Origin of the sequence: Bradyrhizobium sp. 6(2017) (assembly GCF_011058295.2) — a bacterium.
Taxonomy (GTDB): Bacteria; Pseudomonadota; Alphaproteobacteria; order Rhizobiales; family Xanthobacteraceae; genus Bradyrhizobium; species Bradyrhizobium septentrionale.
The window spans coordinates 4,273,238-4,294,103 of the sequence record NZ_CP049289.2; the positions used below are offsets into that span (position 1 = coordinate 4,273,238).

19 protein-coding genes are annotated in these 20,866 nt (G+C 64.4%); 9 read left to right on the forward strand and 10 right to left on the reverse strand.

Going from position 1 to position 20,866, the window contains the following annotated elements; all coding sequences use genetic code 11:
- The first annotated feature begins 19 nt into the window (after positions 1-19).
- The 6 genes from G6P99_RS19785 (at position 20) to G6P99_RS19810 (ending at position 7,726) form a co-directional block, all read left to right on the forward strand.
- On the forward strand, positions 20-850 hold the full coding sequence (locus G6P99_RS19785) for an OmpA/MotB family protein (protein WP_029078589.1): 831 nt from the start codon (positions 20-22) through the stop codon (positions 848-850).
- A 113-nt stretch (positions 851-963) separates the two neighbouring features.
- Entirely contained in the window at positions 964-2,886 is a 1,923-nt protein-coding gene (locus G6P99_RS19790; protein WP_029078590.1) for a potassium transporter Kup, read from the forward strand.
- Between the two features lie 154 nt (positions 2,887-3,040).
- On the forward strand, positions 3,041-4,966 hold the full coding sequence (locus G6P99_RS19795) for a potassium transporter Kup (protein ID WP_029078591.1): 1,926 nt from the start codon (positions 3,041-3,043) through the stop codon (positions 4,964-4,966).
- 136 nt (positions 4,967-5,102) lie between these two features.
- Positions 5,103-5,432 carry a rhodanese-like domain-containing protein gene (locus G6P99_RS19800; protein WP_165123208.1) on the forward strand — a complete coding sequence of 110 codons (330 nt, stop codon included), beginning with the start codon at positions 5,103-5,105 and terminating at the stop codon, positions 5,430-5,432.
- Positions 5,433-5,440: 8 nt separating this feature from the next.
- Complete coding sequence (locus G6P99_RS19805) at positions 5,441-6,610, forward strand: aminotransferase (RefSeq protein ID WP_029078593.1); 1,170 nt, start codon at positions 5,441-5,443, stop codon at positions 6,608-6,610.
- 6 nt (positions 6,611-6,616) lie between these two features.
- A complete protein-coding gene (locus tag G6P99_RS19810) occupies positions 6,617-7,726 on the forward strand; it encodes a polyamine ABC transporter substrate-binding protein (protein WP_029078594.1) in 1,110 nt (369 codons plus the stop codon).
- A 121-nt stretch (positions 7,727-7,847) separates the two neighbouring features.
- Here G6P99_RS19810 and G6P99_RS19815 read toward each other — a convergent pair whose 3' ends face one another.
- The 7 genes from G6P99_RS19815 to G6P99_RS19845 form a co-directional block, all read right to left on the reverse strand.
- Positions 7,848-8,783 carry a lipid A biosynthesis lauroyl acyltransferase gene (locus tag G6P99_RS19815; protein ID WP_029078595.1) on the reverse strand — a complete coding sequence of 312 codons (936 nt, stop codon included), beginning with the start codon at positions 8,781-8,783 and terminating at the stop codon, positions 7,848-7,850.
- A gap of 22 nt (positions 8,784-8,805) precedes the next feature.
- Positions 8,806-10,083: a beta-ketoacyl-ACP synthase gene (locus tag G6P99_RS19820; RefSeq protein WP_029078596.1), complete on the reverse strand. Its 1,278-nt coding sequence runs from the start codon at positions 10,081-10,083 to the stop codon at positions 8,806-8,808.
- A gap of 119 nt (positions 10,084-10,202) precedes the next feature.
- The gene (locus G6P99_RS19825) at positions 10,203-11,387 is read right to left on the reverse strand and encodes a beta-ketoacyl-ACP synthase (RefSeq protein WP_029078597.1); all 1,185 of its coding nucleotides are present in this window, start codon (positions 11,385-11,387) and stop codon (positions 10,203-10,205) included.
- Entirely contained in the window at positions 11,380-11,856 is a 477-nt protein-coding gene (locus tag G6P99_RS19830; protein WP_029078598.1) for a 3-hydroxyacyl-ACP dehydratase FabZ family protein, read from the reverse strand. Before G6P99_RS19830 ends, G6P99_RS19825 begins: the two co-directional genes overlap by 8 nt.
- A gap of 9 nt (positions 11,857-11,865) precedes the next feature.
- Positions 11,866-12,165 (reverse strand): acyl carrier protein, encoded by a 300-nt coding sequence (locus G6P99_RS19835; RefSeq protein WP_024582229.1) that lies wholly within the window; start codon positions 12,163-12,165, stop codon positions 11,866-11,868.
- 181 nt (positions 12,166-12,346) lie between these two features.
- The gene (locus tag G6P99_RS19840) at positions 12,347-12,688 is read right to left on the reverse strand and encodes a hypothetical protein (protein WP_029078599.1); all 342 of its coding nucleotides are present in this window, start codon (positions 12,686-12,688) and stop codon (positions 12,347-12,349) included.
- Positions 12,689-12,775: 87 nt separating this feature from the next.
- Complete coding sequence (locus tag G6P99_RS19845) at positions 12,776-13,633, reverse strand: ion channel (RefSeq protein WP_246709585.1); 858 nt, start codon at positions 13,631-13,633, stop codon at positions 12,776-12,778.
- Between the two features lie 111 nt (positions 13,634-13,744).
- On the opposite strand from G6P99_RS19845, the gene G6P99_RS19850 reads away from it, so the two are divergent.
- Positions 13,745-14,371: a ParB-like protein gene (locus G6P99_RS19850; RefSeq protein ID WP_029078601.1), complete on the forward strand. Its 627-nt coding sequence runs from the start codon at positions 13,745-13,747 to the stop codon at positions 14,369-14,371.
- Here G6P99_RS19850 and G6P99_RS19855 read toward each other — a convergent pair.
- The 3 genes from G6P99_RS19855 to G6P99_RS19865 all read right to left on the reverse strand — a co-directional run bounded on the left by G6P99_RS19855 (position 14,332) and on the right by G6P99_RS19865 (position 17,300).
- The gene (locus G6P99_RS19855; protein ID WP_029078602.1) at positions 14,332-14,844 is read right to left on the reverse strand and encodes an MgtC/SapB family protein; all 513 of its coding nucleotides are present in this window, start codon (positions 14,842-14,844) and stop codon (positions 14,332-14,334) included. The genes G6P99_RS19850 and G6P99_RS19855 overlap by 40 nt on opposite strands.
- Before the next feature lie 8 nt (positions 14,845-14,852).
- On the reverse strand, positions 14,853-15,431 hold the full coding sequence (locus G6P99_RS19860; RefSeq protein WP_029078603.1) for a peroxidase-related enzyme: 579 nt from the start codon (positions 15,429-15,431) through the stop codon (positions 14,853-14,855).
- A 96-nt stretch (positions 15,432-15,527) separates the two neighbouring features.
- Positions 15,528-17,300: an ATP-binding protein gene (locus G6P99_RS19865; protein WP_029078604.1), complete on the reverse strand. Its 1,773-nt coding sequence runs from the start codon at positions 17,298-17,300 to the stop codon at positions 15,528-15,530.
- Positions 17,301-17,697: 397 nt separating this feature from the next.
- On the opposite strand from G6P99_RS19865, the gene G6P99_RS19870 reads away from it, so the two are divergent.
- Together G6P99_RS19870 and G6P99_RS19875 are read left to right on the forward strand one after the other, a co-directional pair.
- Positions 17,698-19,590 (forward strand): putative bifunctional diguanylate cyclase/phosphodiesterase, encoded by a 1,893-nt coding sequence (locus tag G6P99_RS19870; RefSeq protein WP_414645579.1) that lies wholly within the window; start codon positions 17,698-17,700, stop codon positions 19,588-19,590.
- Positions 19,591-19,784: 194 nt separating this feature from the next.
- Entirely contained in the window at positions 19,785-20,741 is a 957-nt protein-coding gene (locus G6P99_RS19875; RefSeq protein ID WP_029078605.1) for a catechol 2,3-dioxygenase, read from the forward strand.
- The last annotated feature ends 125 nt before the right edge of the window (positions 20,742-20,866 follow it).

Here is a 20,866-nt window from a genome sequence, read left to right on the forward strand (position 1 = left end):
GCTTTCGGGAAACGCAGCGATGGCCAAGAAAAAGCGCGGCGACGCTCACGGTGGAGGTCACGGATGGTTCGTGACCTTCGCCGACCTGATGGGCCTGATGATGAGCTTCTTCGTGATGCTCGTCGCGTTCTCCACCATGGACAACAACAAGCTGAAGATCGTCGCAGGCTCGATGCGCGACGCCTTCGGCGTGCAGACCGATGTGCGCTATTCCGGCATCGTCGAGTCCGACGGCCTGCCGACCCGGCCGAAGCTGAAGAATGTCGAGCACATCTCGCCGGAGGAGTCCTCCGCCAATCCGACGCCGGACGAGAAGGAGCGTAGCCAGATCAACGGCGCGCGGCTTAAGATCGACCGCGAATTCGCGCTCGCCTCCGCCTCGCTGCGCCAGGCGCTGCAGGACATGCCGGAGCTGACCGAGATCTCCAAGAACATCATGTTCGAGGAGACCAAGGAGGGGTTGAACCTCGAGATCGTCGACCAGGACGGCCGCTCGATGTTCGCCGACGGTTCCAGGGAGCCCTATGAGCGCACCCGCCGGCTGATCCAGAGGCTCGCAGCTCCCTTGAAGGCGACGCCGCTGCGGGTCGCGATCGTGGGGCATACAGCCGCAGGCTTCGTGCCGGCACGCAGCGACTACGACGCCTTCGACCTGTCTGCGGACCGCGCCAATGCGGTGCGGCAGATCCTGGAGCGGGAAGGGCTGCCGCCGTCCCATATCTTCGCGGTTTCCGGCAAAGCTGACGGCCAGCCGCTGTTTCCCGACGATCCGACCTTGCCGGCCAACCGTCGCGTGACCATCACGTTGATGCGGGAAAATCCGCCGCTGCCGCCGGATCTGAAGCCGTAGCCTAGGTTACCATGCTACCGTCAAGCTCGTAATGTTGCGCGGTTGACACGCGGAGCGGAAGCGTCGATAGCCGCGCGGATCAAAATCAACCGATCGGGCGTTCCAATCTCGCCATGGCTGCCAGCGTCTCATCCACCGAAGCCCAGGAGGGTCAAGGCTCGGGCCAAGGAACGGGCCAAGGCACCTCCGGCTTCTGGGCCCTGACGCTAGGCAGCATCGGGGTTGTGTTCGGCGATATCGGAACGTCGCCACTCTACGCATTCCGCGAGGCGGTCGGCGGCGCCGCGCATGGCCAGCCGGTCACCCGCATCATGGTGCTCGGCGTGCTCAGCCTGATCCTGTGGGCGCTGTTCACCGTCGTCACCGCCAAATACGTGCTGCTGCTGCTGCGCGCCGACAACAATGGCGAGGGCGGCACGCTGTCGCTGATGGCGCTCGGCCAGCGCGCGATCGGACGGCGCAGCTGGCCGCTGCTCGCGCTCGGCGTGGTCGGCGCCTCGATGTTCATCGGTGATTCCATGATCACGCCGGCGATCTCGGTGCTGTCGGCGGTCGAAGGTCTCAAGCTCGCCACGCCGCATCTCGAGCACTATGTGGTGCCGCTGACGATCCTGATCCTCGTCCTGCTGTTCTCGGTGCAGCGCTCCGGCACCGCCCGCGTCGCCTCCGCCTTCGGGCCGGTGATGGTGCTGTGGTTCGCCGTGCTGGCGGTGATGGGGCTGGTCCACATCACGGACGATCCGTCGGTGCTGGCGGCGATCAATCCGTATTACGCGCTCCAGTTCATGCTGACCCACGGCACCATCGGCCTGGTGACCTTGGGCGCGGTGTTCCTCGCGGTGACCGGCGGCGAGGCGCTGTATGCCGATCTCGGGCATTTCGGCCGCAAGCCGATCCAGTCCGGCTGGCTGTTCTTCGTGCTGCCCTCGCTGCTCCTCAACTATTTCGGCCAAGGCGCGCTGGTGCTGTCCGATCCCTCCTCGATCGAGAACTCGTTCTACCGCATGGTGCCCGACGTGTTGCTGCTGCCGCTGGTCGGGCTGGCCACCGCTGCGACTGTGATCGCGAGCCAGGCTGTCATCACAGGCGCCTATTCGCTGATCAGCCAGGCGGTGCAACTCGGGCTGCTGCCGCGCTTCGAGGTCCGCTACACCTCGGAGACCCATGCGGGCCAGATCTATTTGCCGCGCGTCAACCGGCTGTTGTTGATCGGCGTGCTGCTGCTGGTGCTGCTGTTCCGCACCTCGAGCGGGCTCGCCTCGGCCTATGGCATCGCGGTCTCCACCACCATGGTCGCCGACGGCATCATGGGCTTCATCGTGATCTGGAAGTTGTGGAACTGGCGCGTGGCGTCGGCCGCGGCGTTGATCCTGCCGTTCGTGATCGTCGACATGACCTTCTTCAGCGCCAATCTGCTGAAGCTGTTCGAGGGCGCCTGGGTGCCGCTGTTGTTCGGCGCCGTGATGGCGACGATGATCTGGACCTGGCGCCGCGGCGCTGCGATCCTGATCGCCAAGACCCGCCGTATCGAGGTGCCGCTGCGCGATCTGATCCACAGCCTGGAGAAGCGGCCGCCGCACATCGTCAAGGGCACCGCGGTGTTCCTGACCAGCGATCCCAGTTTCGTGCCGACCGCGCTATTGCACAATCTCAAACACAACAAGGTGCTGCACGAGCACAACGTGATCCTGACCATCGAGACCGCACCGACGCCGCGCGTCGACCTGTCGGAGCGCGTCAACATGGAGAAGGTCAGCGACAAGTTCACCGCGGTGCGGCTGCGCTTCGGCTACATGGAATCGCCGAACGTGCCGAAGGCGCTGGCGGTCGCACGCAAGCTCGGCTGGCAGTTCGACATCATGGCGACCTCGTTCTTCGTGTCGCGCCGCTCGCTGAAGCCCTCGGCCCAGTCCGGCATGCCGCAATGGCAGGACCATCTGTTCATCGCGATGAGCCGCTCGGCCAACGATGCCACCGACTATTTCCAGATCCCGACCGGCCGGGTGGTTGAAGTGGGTACCCAGGTAACTATTTGATGCGGCAACGAATTCTACAGTTGAAAAGCCGTGAACTATGCGTGATATGCATGGCGGAGGCCTGAATCCGGGCTAACCTATGCATTCCTGCCGGGAGTATAGCCCTGCGACCCGGCATTGTGCGGTGCGGCAGAAGACAGAGGCGCAGCTTCCCATGTCATCCGAGAGTGCGATCACCGCGGCGGAAGCGCCGGCGGCAAATGGCCATGGCGAGGCGCATTCCACCGCCACCTTCAAGGCGCTGATGCTCGGCAGCATCGGTGTCGTCTACGGCGACATCGGCACCAGCCCGCTCTACGCGCTGCGCGAAGCCATTGTCGCGGCTGCCGGCGGCGAGGGCGGCGTGACGGCGCACGCGGTGCTCGGCGTGCTCTCGCTGATCCTGTGGGCGCTGATCGTCGTCGTCACGCTGAAATACGTCGTGATCCTGCTCCGCGCCGACAACAACGGCGAGGGCGGTACGCTGGCGCTGATGGCGCTGGCGCAGCGCGCGGTCACCAAAGGCGGCGCCGCAATCGTGCTGCTCGGCATTATCAGCGGCGCGCTGTTCTATGGCGACGCCGTCATCACCCCGGCGCTCTCGGTGTTGTCGGCGATCGAAGGCATCAAGCTGGTCACCTCGACCTTCGATCCCTATGTCGTCCCGCTCACAGTGGTGATCCTGGTTGTCCTGTTCGCGGTGCAGTCGCGCGGCACCGCGCGCGTGGCGGCGTTCTTCGGCCCGGTGATGTGCGTGTGGTTCGCCGTGATTGCGATCGCGGCGCTGCCGCAGATCGCGCGGCATCCAGAGGTGCTGTACGCGCTCAACCCGATCCTTGCGGTGTCGTTCATGCTGCATCATGGCGTGATCGGCTTCATCACGCTCGGTGCGGTCTTCCTCGCCGTGACCGGCGCGGAAGCGCTCTATGCCGACCTCGGCCACTTCGGCAAACGCCCGATCCAGACCGCGTGGCTGTTCATCGTGCTGCCATCGCTGGCGCTGAACTATCTGGGGCAGGGCGCGCTCCTGATCGGCGATCCCAAGGGGATCGAGAACCCGTTCTTCCTGATGTTCCCGGACTGGGCGCTGATCCCGATGGTCGCGCTTGCGACCATGGCGACCGTGATTGCGAGCCAGGCCGTCATCACCGGTGCCTATTCGCTGACCCGGCAGGCGATCCAGCTCGGCCTGATGCCGCGGTTCGAGATCCGCCACACCTCGGAGGCGCATTCCGGGCAGATCTACATGCCGCGCATCAACCGCTTCCTGTTCATCGCGGTGATCGTGCTGGTGCTGATGTTCCGCTCATCGAGCGCGCTGGCGTCGGCCTACGGCATCTCCGTGACCGGCACCATGGTGGTGACCGCGATGATGGGCTTTGTGGTGATCTGGCGGGTCTGGAAATGGTCGCCGATCGCCGCCGCCGCGCTGGTTGCGCCGTTCCTGTTCCTCGACATCACCTTCCTTGCCGCCAACCTGCTCAAGGTGTTCGAGGGCGGCTGGGTGCCGCTCGCGCTTGGCGGGGCCATGATCCTGGTGATGTACACTTGGCGGCGCGGCAGCCGGCTGCTGTTCGAGAAGTCGCGCAAGCTGGAATTCCCGCTCGACGATCTCGTGAAAATGCTGGAGAAGCGGCCGCCGCAGCGGGTCTCCGGCACCGCGGTGTTCCTGACCAGCGACCCCGTCAGCGCGCCGACCGCGCTGATGCACAGCCTCAAGCACTACAAGGTGCTGCACGAGAAGAACGTCATCCTGACCATCGAGACCGCGCCGACGCCGCGGATCGATCCGTCCGAGCGGGTGCGGATGGAGCAGCTGAGCGAGACCTTCTCCAAGGTGACGCTGAAGTTCGGCTTCATGGAACAGCCGAACGTGCCGAAGACACTGGCGATCGCCCGCAAGCTCGGCTGGCAGTTCGACATCATGTCGACCTCGTTCTTCCTGTCCCGCCGTGCGCTGAAGCCGGCGGCGCATTCGGGCATGCCGAGCTGGCAGGATCATCTGTTCATTGCGCTGAGCCGTTCGTCGAACGACGCCACCGACTATTTCCAGATCCCGACCGGGCGGGTGGTCGAGGTCGGCACACAAGTCACGATCTAGGGTCCACGATCTGGCGTTTCTGCGCAGCATCTAACCCGTTTCGGACGCTTGATTTTCTCCGCGCAAGAGGCGACTTTGCGGCCCGGAACGGCGAGCCGCGCGACGCTCGCCAACTGATTGTCGGGAGGATTTTTCCGTGGCGGACCACAAGGTGCAAGATTTGTTTCCGGACGAGGTGTCAAAGGGCATAGCGGAAGGCCGCTATCTCCTGGTCGACGTCCGCGAGCCCAATGAGGTTGCTGTCGAGGCCTATCCCGATGGCGTCGTGGTGGCGCTGTCGACGTTCGATCCGGCAGCGATTCCCGATCCGCAGGGCAAGCAGGTGGTGTTCGCCTGCCGCTCCGGCAAGCGCTCGGTGACGGCCTCGCTGGCCGCCCAGGCCGCTGGCCTGCCTTACGACAAGCATCTGGCGGGCGGCATCATCGGCTGGAAGGCGGGGGGACTGCCGACCAAGACGGGCGGCTGATCCCTGACATGACCTCCATGAACAAGGTCTTCGCAGACCTTCCCGTCACGATCTTCGAGGCGATGTCGCAGGCTGCGCGCGACAACAACGCCATCAATCTCGGCCAGGGCTTTCCCGACGATCCCGGACCGGAGGACATCCGCCGCGCTGCCGCGGACGCGTCCGTCAACGGCTACAACCAGTATCCGTCGATGATGGGGATTCCCGAGCTCCGTCAGGCGATCGCATCGCATTACGGCCACTGGCACGGGCTCAAGCTCGATCCGATGACCGAGGTGATGGTCACCTCCGGCGGCACCGAGGCGCTGACCTCCTCGATCCTGGCGGTGGTCGAGCCGGGCGACGAAGTGGTGTGCTTCCAGCCGGTCTATGATTCCTATCTGCCGATCATCCGCCAGGCCGGCGGCATTCCGCGGCTGTTGCGGCTCGAGCCGCCGGAATGGCGGCTCAACGAGGAGATGCTGCGCAGCGTCTTCAACCACAAGACCAAGGCGGTGCTGTTCAACAATCCGCTCAACCCGGCCGCCGTGGTCTATCCGCGCGAGGACCTCGAACTGCTGGCGCGATTCTGCCAGGAGTTTGACGTGGTCGCGATCTGCGACGAGGTCTGGGAGCACGTGGTGTTCGACGGCCGCGAGCACATCCCGCTGATCACGATCCCGGGCATGCGCGACCGCACCATCAAGGTCGGCAGCGCCGGCAAGATCTTCTCGCTGACGGGATGGAAGATCGGCTTCGTCTGCGCCGCACCGCCGCTGCTGCGGGTCGCCGCCAAGGTGCACCAGTTCCTCACCTTCACGACAGCGCCCAACCTGCAGGCGGCGGTGGCGTATGGCCTTGGCAAGCCGGACGATTATTTCCTCGACATGCGCAAGGACATGGCGCGGAGCCGCGACCGCTTGACCAAGGGGTTGGAGAGCATCGGCTTTCCGGTGCTGAAGTCGCAGGGGACCTATTTCCTCACCGTCGATCTGTCGCCGCTCGGGCTCAACGAGACCGATGCTGAGTTCTGCTGGCGAATTGTGCAGGACTACAAGGTCGCGGCTATTCCAGTGTCGGCGTTTTACGAGCAGGATGCCGTGACGTCGGTCGTGCGTTTTTGTTTCGCCAAGAAGGACTCGACGCTCGACACCGCGCTGGAGCGGTTGTCCGACGCAGTGCATCGTCGCAAGAGGTAAGCCAGAATGCAGAAGCAGAACCGTCGTCTCGTCAGCTTCGTCGGTACGGTCGCCACGGTTCTGTTGTTCGCTGCCTCCGCAAGTGCGGAGGAGCGCACGGTCAACTTCTACAACTGGTCAAACTACATGGCGCCGGGAGTCCTCGAGGACTTCACCAAGGAAACCGGCATCAAGGTCGTCTACGATACGTTCGACGCCAATGAGACGCTGGAGACGCGGCTGCTCGCTGGCAAGTCGGGCTACGACGTCGTGGTGCCGACCGGCTATTTCCTGCAGCGCCAGATCACCGCGAAGGTGTTTCTCAAGCTCGACAAGTCGAAGTTGCCGAACCTCGCCAATGCATGGCCCGTGGTGACCGGTCAGCTCGCGACCTACGATCCCGGCAACAATTACGGTGCCAACTACATGTGGGGCACCACCGGCATCGGCTACAACGTCAAGATGGCGGAGAAGATTCTCGGGCCTGACGCGAAGATCGACAGCTGGGACATCGTGTTCAAGCCGGAGAACCTCGCCAAGTTCAAGGATTGCGGCATCCATATGCTGGATTCCGCCGACGACATCCTGCCGGCGGCGCTGAGCTATCTCGGCCTCGATCCGAGCTCGACCAAGCAGGCCGACCTCGACAAGGCCGCCGATCTCGTCATCAAGATCCGGCCCTATGTGCGCAAATTCCATTCGTCCGAATATCTCAGCGCGCTGGCCTCGGGCGAGATCTGCTTCGTGGTCGGATGGTCGGGCGACATCATGCAGGCACGCAGCCGGGCGGCGGAAGCCAACACCGGCGTCGAGATCGGCTACACGATCCCGAAGGAGGGCGCGCAGATGTTCTTCGACAATCTCGCGATCCCCGCGGACGCCAAGAACGTCGCCGAGGCCTACGAGCTGATCAACTACCTCTACCGACCCGAGGTCGCGGCGAAGAACTCGAACTTCCTGTCCTACGCCAACGGCAATCTGGCGAGCCAGAAGCTGATCGATCCGAAGATATTCAACGACAAGAACATCTATCCCGACGAGGCGATGCAGAAGAAGCTGTTCGTGATCACGGCGCACGATCCGGCGACGCAGCGGATCATCAACAGGCTATGGACCCGGGTGAAGACCGGGAAGTGATGTCTCGTTGGAACCGCCGTCATTGCGAGCGGAGCGAAGCAATCCATCAAGCCGCATATGCTGAAGCATGGATTGCTTCGTCGCTTCGCTCCTCGCAATGACGAGGTGGAGTTGCCCCAGCTTACCGCCAGCGCCGGTGCAGCCAGAGCCATTGATCCGGATACTCGCGGACCCAGCCCTCGACGACATCGGTGATCGCCTGCATCGTGCCCTGGATATCGATCTCGCCGGATGCGTCGAACACCGGCTTCACTTCCTCGGAGACTTCGCCGCGGAAACGGCCGTCGGGCAGGCGGATGATCCGCGTGCCGTGGATCGGGCAATCGATCTGCCGGCGCAGGCGCGCCAGCAGCGGGTTCGCCGTGGTCTTGCGGCCGAAGAAGGTGACGGGAACGCCGTTGGTCAGATACTGGTCGACCAGCATCGCAACGTGCTGGCCGTCCTGCAGGGCCTTTGCCAGCTTGAGCGGCGCGTCGCGGCCGGCCGGGACCAGCGTGCCCAAATTGACGGCTCGGATCCGTTCGATGGCGCGGTCGGCGGCTTCGATGTTCGGTCGCCGGAACAAAACGACGGCTTCGAGCCCATGCGCGGCGGCGGCGAGCGGAGAAAGCTCCCAGTTGCCGAGATGTGCGGCAAAGAACAGCGCCGGTTTGCCGTCGTCGCGCAGCTGATCGAACAATTGCTTGCTGCGTCCGGAGAATTCGACACGGCCGGGCTTGTCGGGATGTGCGGGGTCGTGGTCCCAGATGCGATCGAGATGTGCGAACTCGGCGCCGATGCGGCCGAGATTGTGCCAGACCCCGGTGAGAATCGTCTCGATCTCCTCCGGTGACTTTTCCGGGAAGGCCGCCGTGAGATTCTCGCGGCCAATGCGATCCTCGCGCAGCCGGCGGCCGATGAAATGCGCGGCGTTGCCGAAGAAGTTTGCAGTCTTGTCCGGATCGAAATAGCGGGTGGTTCGCAACAGGCCGGTCGTCAGCGCGCCGATTGCAACGCCCGCCACAGGCTTGGCGGCGTCGCGCAGGCGCGCACGGGTACGAAGGAGCAGGCGTTTCATCGGATGAGGCGAGGGCGCCGGCCTAGGCCGGCTCCCGCGTCAGGATCAGCGAGGCGTTCTGCCCGCCGAACCCGAACGAGTTCGACATCACGGCGGTCACCTTGGCGTCGCGCGCCTTGTTGCCGACCACGTCGAACGGGATCGCGGGGTCGGGCACCTCGTAATTGATCGTCGGCGGAATTCGCTGATGCTCAAGCGTCAGCAGCGAGAAGATCGCCTCGACCGCGCCGGCGGCCGAGATGGTGTGGCCAACCATCGATTTGTTCGACGACACCGGAATGTTCGGCGTGTGCTCGCCGAACACGGCTGCGGTCGCCAGATATTCCATCTTGTCGTTTTCAGGCGTCGAGGTGCCGTGCGCGTTGATGTGGTCGATCTGCTGCGGCTCCATGCCGGCATCAGCAAGCGTCTTGCGCACGCAGCCGATCGCCGGCTTGCCGTCGGGCGCCGAGCGGGTGCGGTGGAAGGAGTCGGTCAGCTCGCCGCAGCCGGCAACGACGCCCAGGATGCGTGCGCCGCGCGCCATCGCGGCCTCATAGCTCTCCAGCACCAGCGCGCCGGCGCCTTCGGCCATCACGAAGCCGTCGCGGTTCTTCGAGAACGGCTTTGAGGCGCCCTGGGGCGGATCGTTCTGGGTCGAGAGGGCCGAGAGCAGCGAGAAACGCACCATGGCTTCCGGGTTCACCGAGCCGTCGGTCGCAATGCACAGCGTCGCATCGGCTTCGCCGCGGCGGATCGCCTCGACGCCGAGTTGAATCGCGGTGGCGCCGGACGCGCAAGCCGTCGAGAGCGAGATCGGCGAGCCCTTGGTGCCGAAGGTCTCGGCGAGGTTGAGCGCGACGGAGCCGAAGGTGAAGCGGCGGTGGAAATGCGCAAACTTGCCGCCGCTGCAGGTCGCCAGATAGTCGATGATTCCAAAGTCTTTGGTCGGGACGGAGCGCGCGACCTCGAGCCGCTGCGGCCACTCGGTCTCGATCGGCGCGACTGCCAGAAACAGCGGGCCGGGGAAGTCGCCCTTGCTGCCGATGCCGGATTGCTCCAGCGCTTCCTCGGTCGCAACCTCGGCCAGACGCTGCGACAGGCTGGTCGAGGAGAACGGGTCGACGGTGACGAAATCGACGGCGCCGGCCATCGTCGTCTTCAGGCTGTCGATCGGGAAGCGCGTCACGGTCCTGATGCCGGACTCGCCCGCGGTGAGACGTTTCCAATTGTCGGTCTTGCCGCCGCCGAGCGACGTCACGATTCCCATGCCGGTCACGACAACGATCGGTCGGCCGAATTTATCGCGTGGTGCTGTCATGGTTTCCCCGTCGGTGCTTGCGCCGGACTTAAAGCGCGATGACACTCATCGCGCTTTAGCTATTTGTTTGAGCATGATCTTTTCGGAAAACCGCTTCACACACTTTCCCGGATCATGCTCTAACTGACGGCCTCGACCAGTGCCATGCCCTCGCCCTGCCAGTGGCCGACCCCCAACACGACAATCTGGGTTGGCGCTTCGGTCTTTTCAACCTCCAGCCCGGTCGGATCGTTGGCCGGATAAAGCGCGCCGCGCGAGATCGACAACGCGGCCAGCGCCAGCCCGAGCGGGAACTGCGCCTCCATGGTGTGCCCAAAGGTCGTTCCGGTGGCGCGCACGGCGAGACCGGGGTGCTGACCGAGGAATGCGCGCTCCTCAGTGGTCGCGGGCTCGGCGCCGGTCGCGCCCGTGATCAGCATGGCCTTGTCGTCGTTGACGCCGAGCTTCGGCCACATCGCCTGCAGCGATTTCGTCACGGCGCCGGGCTCCTTGCGCTTGGCAAGATCGGCGACCACCCTGGTCAGCCTGGCGTAGGGCTTGGCGCCGCGGACCTCGGCGTGCTCGCGCGACTCCATCACCAGGAAAGCGCCGGCCGAGCCGATGGCGAAGCCCGGGTTGTTCCTGCGCCCCCATACCGCGCTATGCCGATCCTTGAGGGCGAAGTCGCCGAACGTGTAGAGCATCAAGAGGTCGCCGCGATCGCCATTATGCGCCGCGCCGACCAGCGCGATGTCGCTCTGTCCGGCGCCGATGCGCGCGACTGCGATCCGCGCAGCGTCAATGCTCGAGGCTTCCTCGCCCATGAAGGTGCGCGACGTCCCGCACACGCCGTGAACGATTGCGATGTTGCCGGCGAGCAAGTTGGAAAGCTGTGCCAGGAACAGCGTCGGGCGCAGTTCGTTCATCAGCTTTTCGTTGAGCAGGGCGGGCGGCAGCTTGCCCTGCGCATCGGCGTTCATGATCGCCAGGTCGACATTGAGGTCACGCTCGCCGCCACCGGCTGCGATGATCATGTCCATCCGCGACAGGATTTCCTGATTGCCTTTGACGCCGGCGGAATCGAGCGCCAGCCCGGCGGCATAGGTGCCGATGCGCTGCCACAGCTCCATCTGGCGCTGGTCGCCCTTCTTCGGGATCTGGGCGTCGAAGCTGACCGGGGCGATCGGATGGATCACGTAGGGCGCGAGACGCTTCTCGTCGGCATTGACGCGCCGTTCGCCAAGCGCCTGCCAATGCGCGTCCAGCCCTTCGCCGAGCGAGGAGAGCAGGCCGACGCCGGTGATCCAGACTTCCTTCTCAGCCATTGGTCATTGCCTGCATCGGAAAGCCGATCTTGTTGGCCATCGCATCCATGTGCACACGCAAGTCCGGGTGAGGGAAGGGGATGTGGCGGAAGGTCAGCTCGGCATTGCACTTGAGCTCTTTGCCGACGCGAACCCTCGCTGAGGTCACGGCGAAGCCTGAACCTTCGTGTTCGATCTTGGCTTCGATCCTCAGGACCGAGCCGGGGCTGACGAAGCCGCGCATCTTGGCTTCCTTGACCATGGCGAGGAAAGGCATGCGCTCGAACTTGGTCAGACCGAGGATCAGCCAGCCCGAGCTCTGGGCCATTGCTTCGGTCAGCAACACGCCGGGCATGATCGGGTAGCCCGGGAAGTGCCCCGCGAATACGGAGTGGCTCTCGGGCGGGACATCCGCCTCGACGACAATGGTTCTTGCGTCGAGGTCGAGGTCGACGATCCGGTCGATCAGCTGAAAAATTTCGAGCTGCATGATGGGCGATTACGAGCCCGTGCCCGTGCCCGCGTTCTTGGCCGCAACCAACTCGTCGATGCGGTCGGCGAGATTCTTCAGCACGAAGTACTGCTCCGTCGTTGCCTTGCCGTCGTTGACCTCCTGGGTCCACTTCTCGAGCGGCATCTTGATGCCAAAGGCCTTGTCGATGGCAAAGGCGATGTCGAGGAAGTCGAGGCTGTCGATTCCCAGATCGTCGATCGCATGGCTCTCCGGCTTGATCGTGTCGCGCGGGATGTCGCAGGTCTCCGCGATAATGTTGGCGATCTGCTCGAATGTGGAGGACATCATTAAGCCTTTGATATATTGAAGGTAATTTCGGGACTCTCGGAGGAGGCGGGCGCGTTGCCCCGGAATGCCCTTATTGCTGCTGCCGGAGTCGTGTGCCCGTATATCGGAGCAGGGCCGTTAGTTCAATGGAGCTTGGCCGGCCCGGCAAGGGCGGTTTTTGGGCAGGGTTCCGGCCAGCCTAGTTGCGCGGCATCACCGTAATCTTCGCGCAATCGCGGCGGCCCATCAGCACGCAGTCCTGGGTCTTGCGCAAATCGGCGATGCTCATGGCCAGCCAGATACCGATTGCGGTCAGCGCCACGGTGAAGGCGAAGGCGGCGATGTTGGCGAGCATGCGCTGGCGGAAATCGTCCGGCTCCTCGCGCGGCTTCTCATAGCGAGAGAGATCGTTGGCAACGGAAGCGGGACGGGGCGATCGGATCGCCTGCTCGCGCTTGCCGGGCGGCTGCGCCGAGGTGCGCGGCCGGAATTTGAGCACCACGTGCTCGTCATCCGAGGAAATTGGCCGCTGCGTCTTCACTGTTGTCAGTCCGGTCGCGTCGCCGCTTATCTCTAGCATGTTCGCCGCGCTTCACATCTAAAATCTTGGTGCGCGCAGAGGTGGTATTCATCCTTCGATCGTCTCGTGGAACCGACTGTAATCGATCCTGAGACGGCCGTCGTCGGTCGCGCGCAAAATTTCCGCATAGCGATGGCCGAAGCGGATGTCGGAATGTTCGTACGATTTTCGCGCATGCACAGTTTGCGCTGCAACGACGTCATAGCCGGATACGATGAGGCCGAGCCCGGCATTGACGGCTTCCAGGTCCGCGGCGCCGAGGCCGTGGAGCGGGCTGTCCTGGTCGATCACATGAAACACGGTCCAGCTCAGCGCCAGCGCCGGGCTTTCGCTGCGCACCAGTAGCAGCTCGTAGAACCGGCGATAGGCCATGCCTTCCTTGCTGACGCCGCTCTTGAACAGCCACAGCCGCGCGGTGGCATTGGCGATGATGTTGTGCCGCTCGTTGGCGAGACGGATCATCAGCGTCAGCTGTCCCTCATGGTTTGAGATCACGGGACTGTCGGCGAACAGCAGCCGCGCGCTCGGCCGCGAGAAGCGGGCGAAGATCAGCCCGGTCATCAGCGACATCGAGAAGATGCCGGTGAAGAGTTCGATGGTGGCGATGAAGTGCCCGTAATGCGTCTGCGGGTGCATGTCGCCGTAACCGGCGGTCGAAAGTGTTTCGATGCTGAAATAGAGGTAGTCGATGTATTGGCCGTTGGGCACGTTGGCGATCGGATGATCGCCGAGCCAATAGAACAAGGCGAACACGGCGTTGAATACGACGAACACCAATGCTGCACCGCCGATAAAGGCGGGCCAGGATGCCGTCATGCAGCGATGGCTTATGTCTGCCCAGAAACTGAGCTCCAACCCCTCGGTCACGACCTCGCGGTTGCCGAGGCGGACCGTGCGGGCCTTCACGCGATCGTTTGCTCTCAAAGCCATCCCGCCGAACCGGCTGTTTCACCTGTCTGCGACATCATGACATAATGGAACCTATTCCGGAGTGCCGGCCAAACGGGAGCATGCATCATGGCCCATACGCGCGAGCCCTACGTCAAACCGGTCCCGATCATGTCGCTGCGACCGACCCAGATGACGGTCGGCATGCATGAGGTAGAGGAGAAACGGAAGCGCTGGCGCGAGCACAAGTCCGACAAGAAGCGTGCCGAGCTTCTGGGCAAGCACATGATCCCGGTCGTCCATGGTCCCGACGATCGCTATTACGTGGTCGATCACCATCACATGGCGCGGGCGCTGCACGAGGAGGGCGTCAAGGACATCCTGGTCACCGTGATCGGCGATCTCACGATGGTCGAGCGTGACGTGTTCTGGGGCGTGATGGACAACAAGCGCTGGGTCTATCCTTACGACTCCAAGGGCGAGCGCCGGCACTTCAGGGACATTCCGAGATCGATCAAGGATCTCAAGGACGATCCGTTCCGCAGCCTTGCCGGCGAGATGCGCCGGGCCGGCGGTTTCGCCAAGGACACGACGCCGTTCAGCGAATTCCTCTGGGCCGATTTTCTGCGCCGCCACATCCCGCGCAAGACGGTGGAGAACAATTTCGCCAAGGCGCTGGAGAAGGGGCTGGCGCTCGGCCGCAGCGGGGGAGCGGTCTATCTGCCCGGCTGGTGCGGCCCGGCGTCCGACGACTGACCGGGCGCGGCCTCCGGCTTGTGCTGGTCCTCCTTGCCGCCGAGCGCGTGGTGCAGCCAGCGCTCGGTCCGCTTGCCGAAGGTAAGCAGCAGGAATGCCAGCACGAGCGCGGTTGCGACGATCGGCCAATGTCCGGCGCCGCAGACGATCCCGATGCATGCGGCGAAGAACGCGCATGCGGCGCTGGTCAGGCCGCGGACCTGAAAGCGGTCGCCCTGCCGCACGATGACGCCGGCGCCGAGAAATCCGATTCCCGTGAGCACGCCCTGGATCACGCGGCTCACCGCATCGGTGAACTGGCCGGGCGCGGCGGCTTGCAAGGCCAGCAGCACGACCGTGGCGGTCGAGAGGCTGACGAGACCCAGCGTCTTCAGGCCGATCGGCTTGCCGCGCAGGTCGCGGTCGAGCCCGATCGCGCTGCCGGCAAGGGTCGCAACGCCGAGGCGCAGGATGATCTCGCTCCAGTCCGTCACCGCGCCCTCTATTTCGGCTGCCGGCCGAGCATGTAGAATTCGGCGTTCGGCCGCATGCCGGTGACGTTTGCGAGCCGGTTCGACAGCGCGAAGAAGGCCGCAACCGCGGCGATGTCCCAGACGTCGTCGTCGCTGAAGCCGTGGGCGGCGAGCGCCGCGAAGTCGGTCTCCGCGACCTCCTCGGCCGTGCGGCTCACCTTCATGGCGAAGTCGAGCATCGCGCGCTGCCGCGGCGTGATGTCGGCCTTGCGGTAGTTGACCGCGATCTGGTCGGCGATCTCGGGATTCTTGGCGCGGATGCGCAGGATCGCGCCGTGGGCGATCACGCAATACTGGCACTGGTTGGTGGCGCTGGTCGCCACCACGATCATCTCGCGCTCGGCCTTGGAGAGGCCGGAGTCCTTTTCCATCAGCGCGTCGTGATAGGCAAAGAACGCACGAAACTCGTCGGGGCGATAGGCCAAAGTGAGGAACACGTTCGGCACGAAGCCGGACTTCTCCTGCACCGCCAGGATGCGGGTGCGGATATCCTCGGGGAGCTTGTCGAGAGCGGGTGTCGGGAAGCGCTTTGCGGTCGGCGGCGTCATGAGATGGTTCCGGCATGCCGCAGGCTGCGGCGTCAGGCGAAACCATAGTGGATGACGGGTCCGGCGCAAGGCGCATCGGCGCCTTGCGCGATCCCGCTAGCGCAGCGGCTTCTTCAGCAGTGAGAAGCGATCCGGATCGAGGCCCAGCGATGGCTGCAGCATTGGCGCCTCGGCCGGCGCCATCGTGCGCGGCGGCGCGGGCGAGTTGAGGTTGGAGGTGAGGCTGGAGTTGAGGCCGGGGTCGTTCGGCGCGGTATCGCGATGCGAGGTGGCGCCGCGCCAGCGTTCCAGCACGGCGCTGACGAAATGCAAATCATGCCCGGCGGTGACCGATGGCACGGTTGCTATGGTGGCCTCGCCGCGCGGCAGCTGGTGCGGTGGCACCTCCTTGAAGCGCAGCCGGGTCGGCAACGCCACGCCTTCGCCGAACGCCAGCACTTCGCGGGTGCCGAGCGAGGGCACGAACGACAGCAAATTGGCGGCCGCGTCCGAGACCGCGGAGCGCAGCAGCGCCTGGTCGCGGTCGTTTGCAAGGCGCATCGTGAACAGCGTGTTGCACTGGGAGATGATGGTCGCGTCTAGCTCGGCCGGACGCTGGGTGATCAGGCCGAGATAGACGCCATATTTGCGGCCTTCCTTGGCGATGCGCGACACCGCCTTGCGGGTCGGCCCGAAGCCGATATTGCGGTCGGCGGAGGCGTAGCGGTGCGCTTCCTCGCAGACGAACAGCATCGGCGAGACGCCGTCGCTCCACAGCCCGAAATCGAACGCCATGCGGCACAACACCGACACCACGGAATCGACGACCTCGGCGGGGAAGCCCGCGAGCTGCATGATGGTCATCGGCTTGCCGTTGGCGGGCAGGCGGAACAGATGGCTGATCACTTCGGCCATGGTGTCGCCGCCGACGTTGGCATTGTCGAACATGAAGGCGTAGCGCGGATCGTTGCGCACTGCGTCGATGCGCGAGATCAGCTTGTGATAGATGATGCGCGAGGAGCGGTTCTCCAGCTTGCCCATGCGCTCGTCGATCAGCGAGATCAGGTCGACGAGGCGATACGGCACCGGCGTATCGACGGTGTAGCCGACCTGCTTGGGGTCGACGCGCTTCAGCCCGAGACCGACCCGGTCGGAGTTCTGGTACTGGGTGTAAAGGCCCTTCGCCATCGGAATCACTTCGGCGAGGATGTCGAGCTCTTCGGGCACGCCGGGGCGGCCGCCGAACAGCACGTCGACGATCTCCTCGAAGTTGAACAGCCAGAACGGCAGCTTGAGGTTTCGCGGGTTGAGCACCTGGGCGCGCTCGCCGAAGCAGCGGCCGTATTCATTGTGCACGTCGAGCAGGAAGATGCGCAGGTTCGGCCGCGATTTCAGGATCTCGTTGAGCAGCAGCGAGACGCCGGTGGACTTGCCGACGCCGGTCGAGCCGAGCACCGCGAAGTGCTTGGAGAGCATTTCCTCGACGTCGACATAGGCGATGACCGAACGATCCTGCTGCAGCGTGCCGACATTGATCTGGTCCGAGCCGCTCGGCGCATAGACCGTGCGCAGCTCCTGGTTCGTGATCAGGTCGGTGCTGTCGCCGATGGTCGGATAATGGGTGACGCCGCGCTGGAATTTCGGGCGGTCGCCGCCAAGGATTTCGCCGAGCAGGTCGACGGAAGCGGTCGCCATGTACTGGTCGGACGGCGGCAGGTGCTCGCACGACACTTCGGTGATCATGGCGACGATGATCGAGCTCGCGCAGCGGATGCTGACGAACCGGCCGACAGTTGCGCGCATTTCTGAAAGTTGCATCTGTCCGCCGGCCAAGAGCCCAACCCGGGCCTGCGAGCCGCGCACAGAGATCACACGTCCGAAGGATGTCACAGTTCTCGCCTGGCTCGTTCTCGAAATCTAAATGTCCGGATCAATATGCCAGCCCGGGGCTGGAAAAACCGTTAAGTCGCCGGGGTTGCGTATCGGCTAAATCTACACGTTCGCGGTGACGATTTGTTTCTGTCGTGTCGTGAGATCGCGCCCTGTCGCGCGCCCCGGCGGCGAAATCGTCGCTTTCCGGCACAGCCGCGATTGTTTCGCGGTTTTGCCGTTAACGCCGCATTCACCATCTCCGAGGAGTGAGCGGCGGCTCGGTAGGTTTACGGAGACTGCGGCGCGATTTGCCGCGCGCCGTGTCATGGTATCGTGTAACCGATTGCTAACTGCGACTTGTAACGTCCTTTCCATTTGTGCCGCGTAACGATGCCGCGCTCGGGGAGAGATCAGCGTGCGCATCGAACACCGCAATGCAAAATCAGGAAATGCCGACGACGGCTCGACCAAGGGGCTGGCGTTCTGTGCCGGCATGCTCGTGGGCAGCCTGCTCGGAAGCGCGACCGCGCAGTGGAGCGAGCGCGAAGGCCTCTTGATGGCGGCATTTGCGATCATGGCCGTGATCGTCTTCCTGTTGCTGAAGCGGCACCAGATCTCGGACGACCGGCTCGCCGCCGAACGGCGCAATCTCACGACCGCCGTGAACAACATTCCGCAGGGGCTCGTGCTGTACGATGCGTCGGCGCGCATCATCATCTGCAACCGCCCCTATATCGAGATGTTCGGGCTCTCGCCCGATATCGCGAAGCCGGGCTGCACCATGCAGCGGCTGATCGCGCACCGTCAGGAGACCGGCTCGTTCGATGGCGACGTCGAGGATTTCTGCGATGCCATCATCGGCAACGTGAAGCTTGGCCGGGCCACGCGTCAGCTCACGCGCGCGCCGGGCGGGCGCGCGATCGAGATCGTCAACAAGCCGCTGCCCGGAGGCGGCTGGGTCGCGACCATCGAGGATGTCACGGAGCGCACGCGCACCGAGAACAGGATCGCCTACATGGCGCATTATGATGCGCTGACCGATCTGCCGAACCGTGTGCTGTTCCGCGAGCGCCTGGAGCGGGCGCTGAAAGCGCTCCGGCCCGACGAGCAGCTCGCGGTCATGTACATCGACGTCGACGAATTCAAGAGCGTCAACGACGCGCTCGGCCATCAGATCGGCGACGAACTGCTCAGGGCGATCGCCGATCGCCTGCGCTCCTGTCTCGCGGAGGGCGATGTCGCAGCGCGGCTCGGCGGCGACGAGTTTGCCGTGATCCAGACCGCCATCCGCGACCAGACCCAGACGATGCAGCTGCTGGCCGCGATCTATCAGGCGATCCGCCAGCCGGTCGACTGCAGCGGGCATCTGATCACCACCGACGCAAGCATCGGCATCGCGGTCGCGCCCGCCGATGGCCTCGACCTCGATCAATTGCTGCGCAACGCCGACCTCGCGCTCTATGGCGCGAAGAGCGACGGCCGCCGCACCTACCGGTTCTTCGAGACCGGCATGGATGCGCGCGCCAAGGCGCGGCGCAGTCTTGAGCTCGAGCTACGCCAGGCGATCGCCGACGGCAGCTTCGAACTGCATTATCAGCCGCTGCTTCATCTCGAGGACAGCCGGGTCAGCTGCTGCGAGGCGCTGCTGCGCTGGCGTCATCCCGAACGCGGCATGATCTCGCCGGCGGATTTCATCCCGGTCGCCGAGGATACCGGTCTGATCAACGACATTGGCCACTGGGTGCTCAACACCGCGTGCCGGGAAGCGGTGAACTGGCCGGAACATATCCACGTCGCGGTCAACGTGTCTCCGATCCAGTTCAAGAGCCAGACGCTGGCGCTGAACGTCGCCGCCGCGCTGGCGGCGTCCGGGCTCGCGCCCTCGCGGCTCGAACTCGAAATCACCGAGGCCGTGCTGATCCGCGACGACGAGGCCGCGCTCGATATCCTGCATCAGCTGCGCGAGCTCGGCGTCCGCATCGCGCTCGACGATTTCGGCACCGGTTATTCGTCGCTGAGCTACCTGCAGCGCTTCCCCTTCGACAAGATCAAGATCGATCGGGCGTTCATCAAGGATCTCGCCGGGGCCGGCGCGTCGTCCACGATCGTCCAGGCCGTCGTGAACATTGCCACCGCCAGCGACATGACCACGACCGCGGAGGGCGTCGAGACCGAGCAGCAGCGCAACATGCTGCGCATCCTCGGCTGCACCGAGATGCAGGGCTATCTGTTCAGCCGGCCGGTGCCGGCCGCTGACGTCCGCAAGCTGCTGTCGTCGCATCGCGAGAAGGCCGTTTCGGTCGCCTGACCGCCGGCCTCGATCGCTTTCACTCTGTGATTCCGGCCGCAGACTGCAGCGCGGGCGCCGGCCATCTCGTCGATACGCACGCTGAATAATTTGTTGACGAGACCTAATCCTTTGTACACTAGTACAAATCGACGCGCCGCCGCCCGCCCGAGCGAAAAGACGTCGATCCGGCCGTCGCGGAAGGAGACCGCCCCATGCAGCCGGAACCGATCTTCGATCTCGCTCATCTCGGGCACATGGAGCTGCTGACGCCGAAGCCGGACGAGAGCCTGAAATTCTTCGTCGACGTGATGGGCATGACGGTCAGCGGCCGCAACGGCGAGTCGGTCTATCTGCGCGGGTGGGACGATTATGAGCGCTATTCGCTGAAGCTCACCGCGTCGAACAATTCGGGGATGGAGCACATGGCGCTGCGGACCCGCAGTCCGCAGGCGCTGGAGCGCCGCGTCGCCGCGCTGAAAGGCTCGGGCTTCGATATCGGCTGGATCGATGGCGACATGGGGCAGGGACCGGCATTCCGCTGCCGCGATCCCGACGGCCACGTCATCGAGCTCTATTACGAGACCGAGTGGTACGAGGCGCCGGCCGAGCTGAAGCCCGCGTTGAAGAACCAGGCGCAGCGCTTTCCGGCGCGTGGCGTCAATGTCCGCCGGCTCGACCATCTCAATTGTCTTGCGGTCGACATCAAGGCCAATCGCCTGTTCTTCGAGAACTACCTGGGCTGCCGCACCACCGAGCAGATCGTGCTCAACGACGGCACCGAAGCGGCGATGTGGATGGCGATGTCGAACAAGAGCTACGACTTCGCCTACACGCGCGACCATTACGGCAAGATGAGACGCTTCCACCATGTCACCTACGCGCTCGACAGCCGCGAGGAGATCCTGCGCGCCGCCGACATCTTCCTCGAGCACGGCGTGCATATCGAGACCGGGCCGCACAAGCACGCGATCCAGCAGACCTTCTTCCTCTATGTCTATGAACCCGGCGGCAACCGCGTCGAGGTTGCCAACGCCGGAGCGCGCCTGATCCTCGCGCCGGACTGGAAGCCGATCGTGTGGACCGAGGAGGAGCGCAAGAAGGGGCAGGCGTGGGGGTTGAAGACGATCGAGTCGTTCCACACCCACGGCACGCCGCCGGTCGCGAGCTGAGCCGACGATCTCGGTATCGGGGTGCGGTCTCGGCAATTTGAAGCCAAGGCTGCCTCGGACGGCGTTGCACGCAGAGCGTGCCACACCATGTTCCGGCGGCCCCGGGGGCGACACCGCATGAGGTG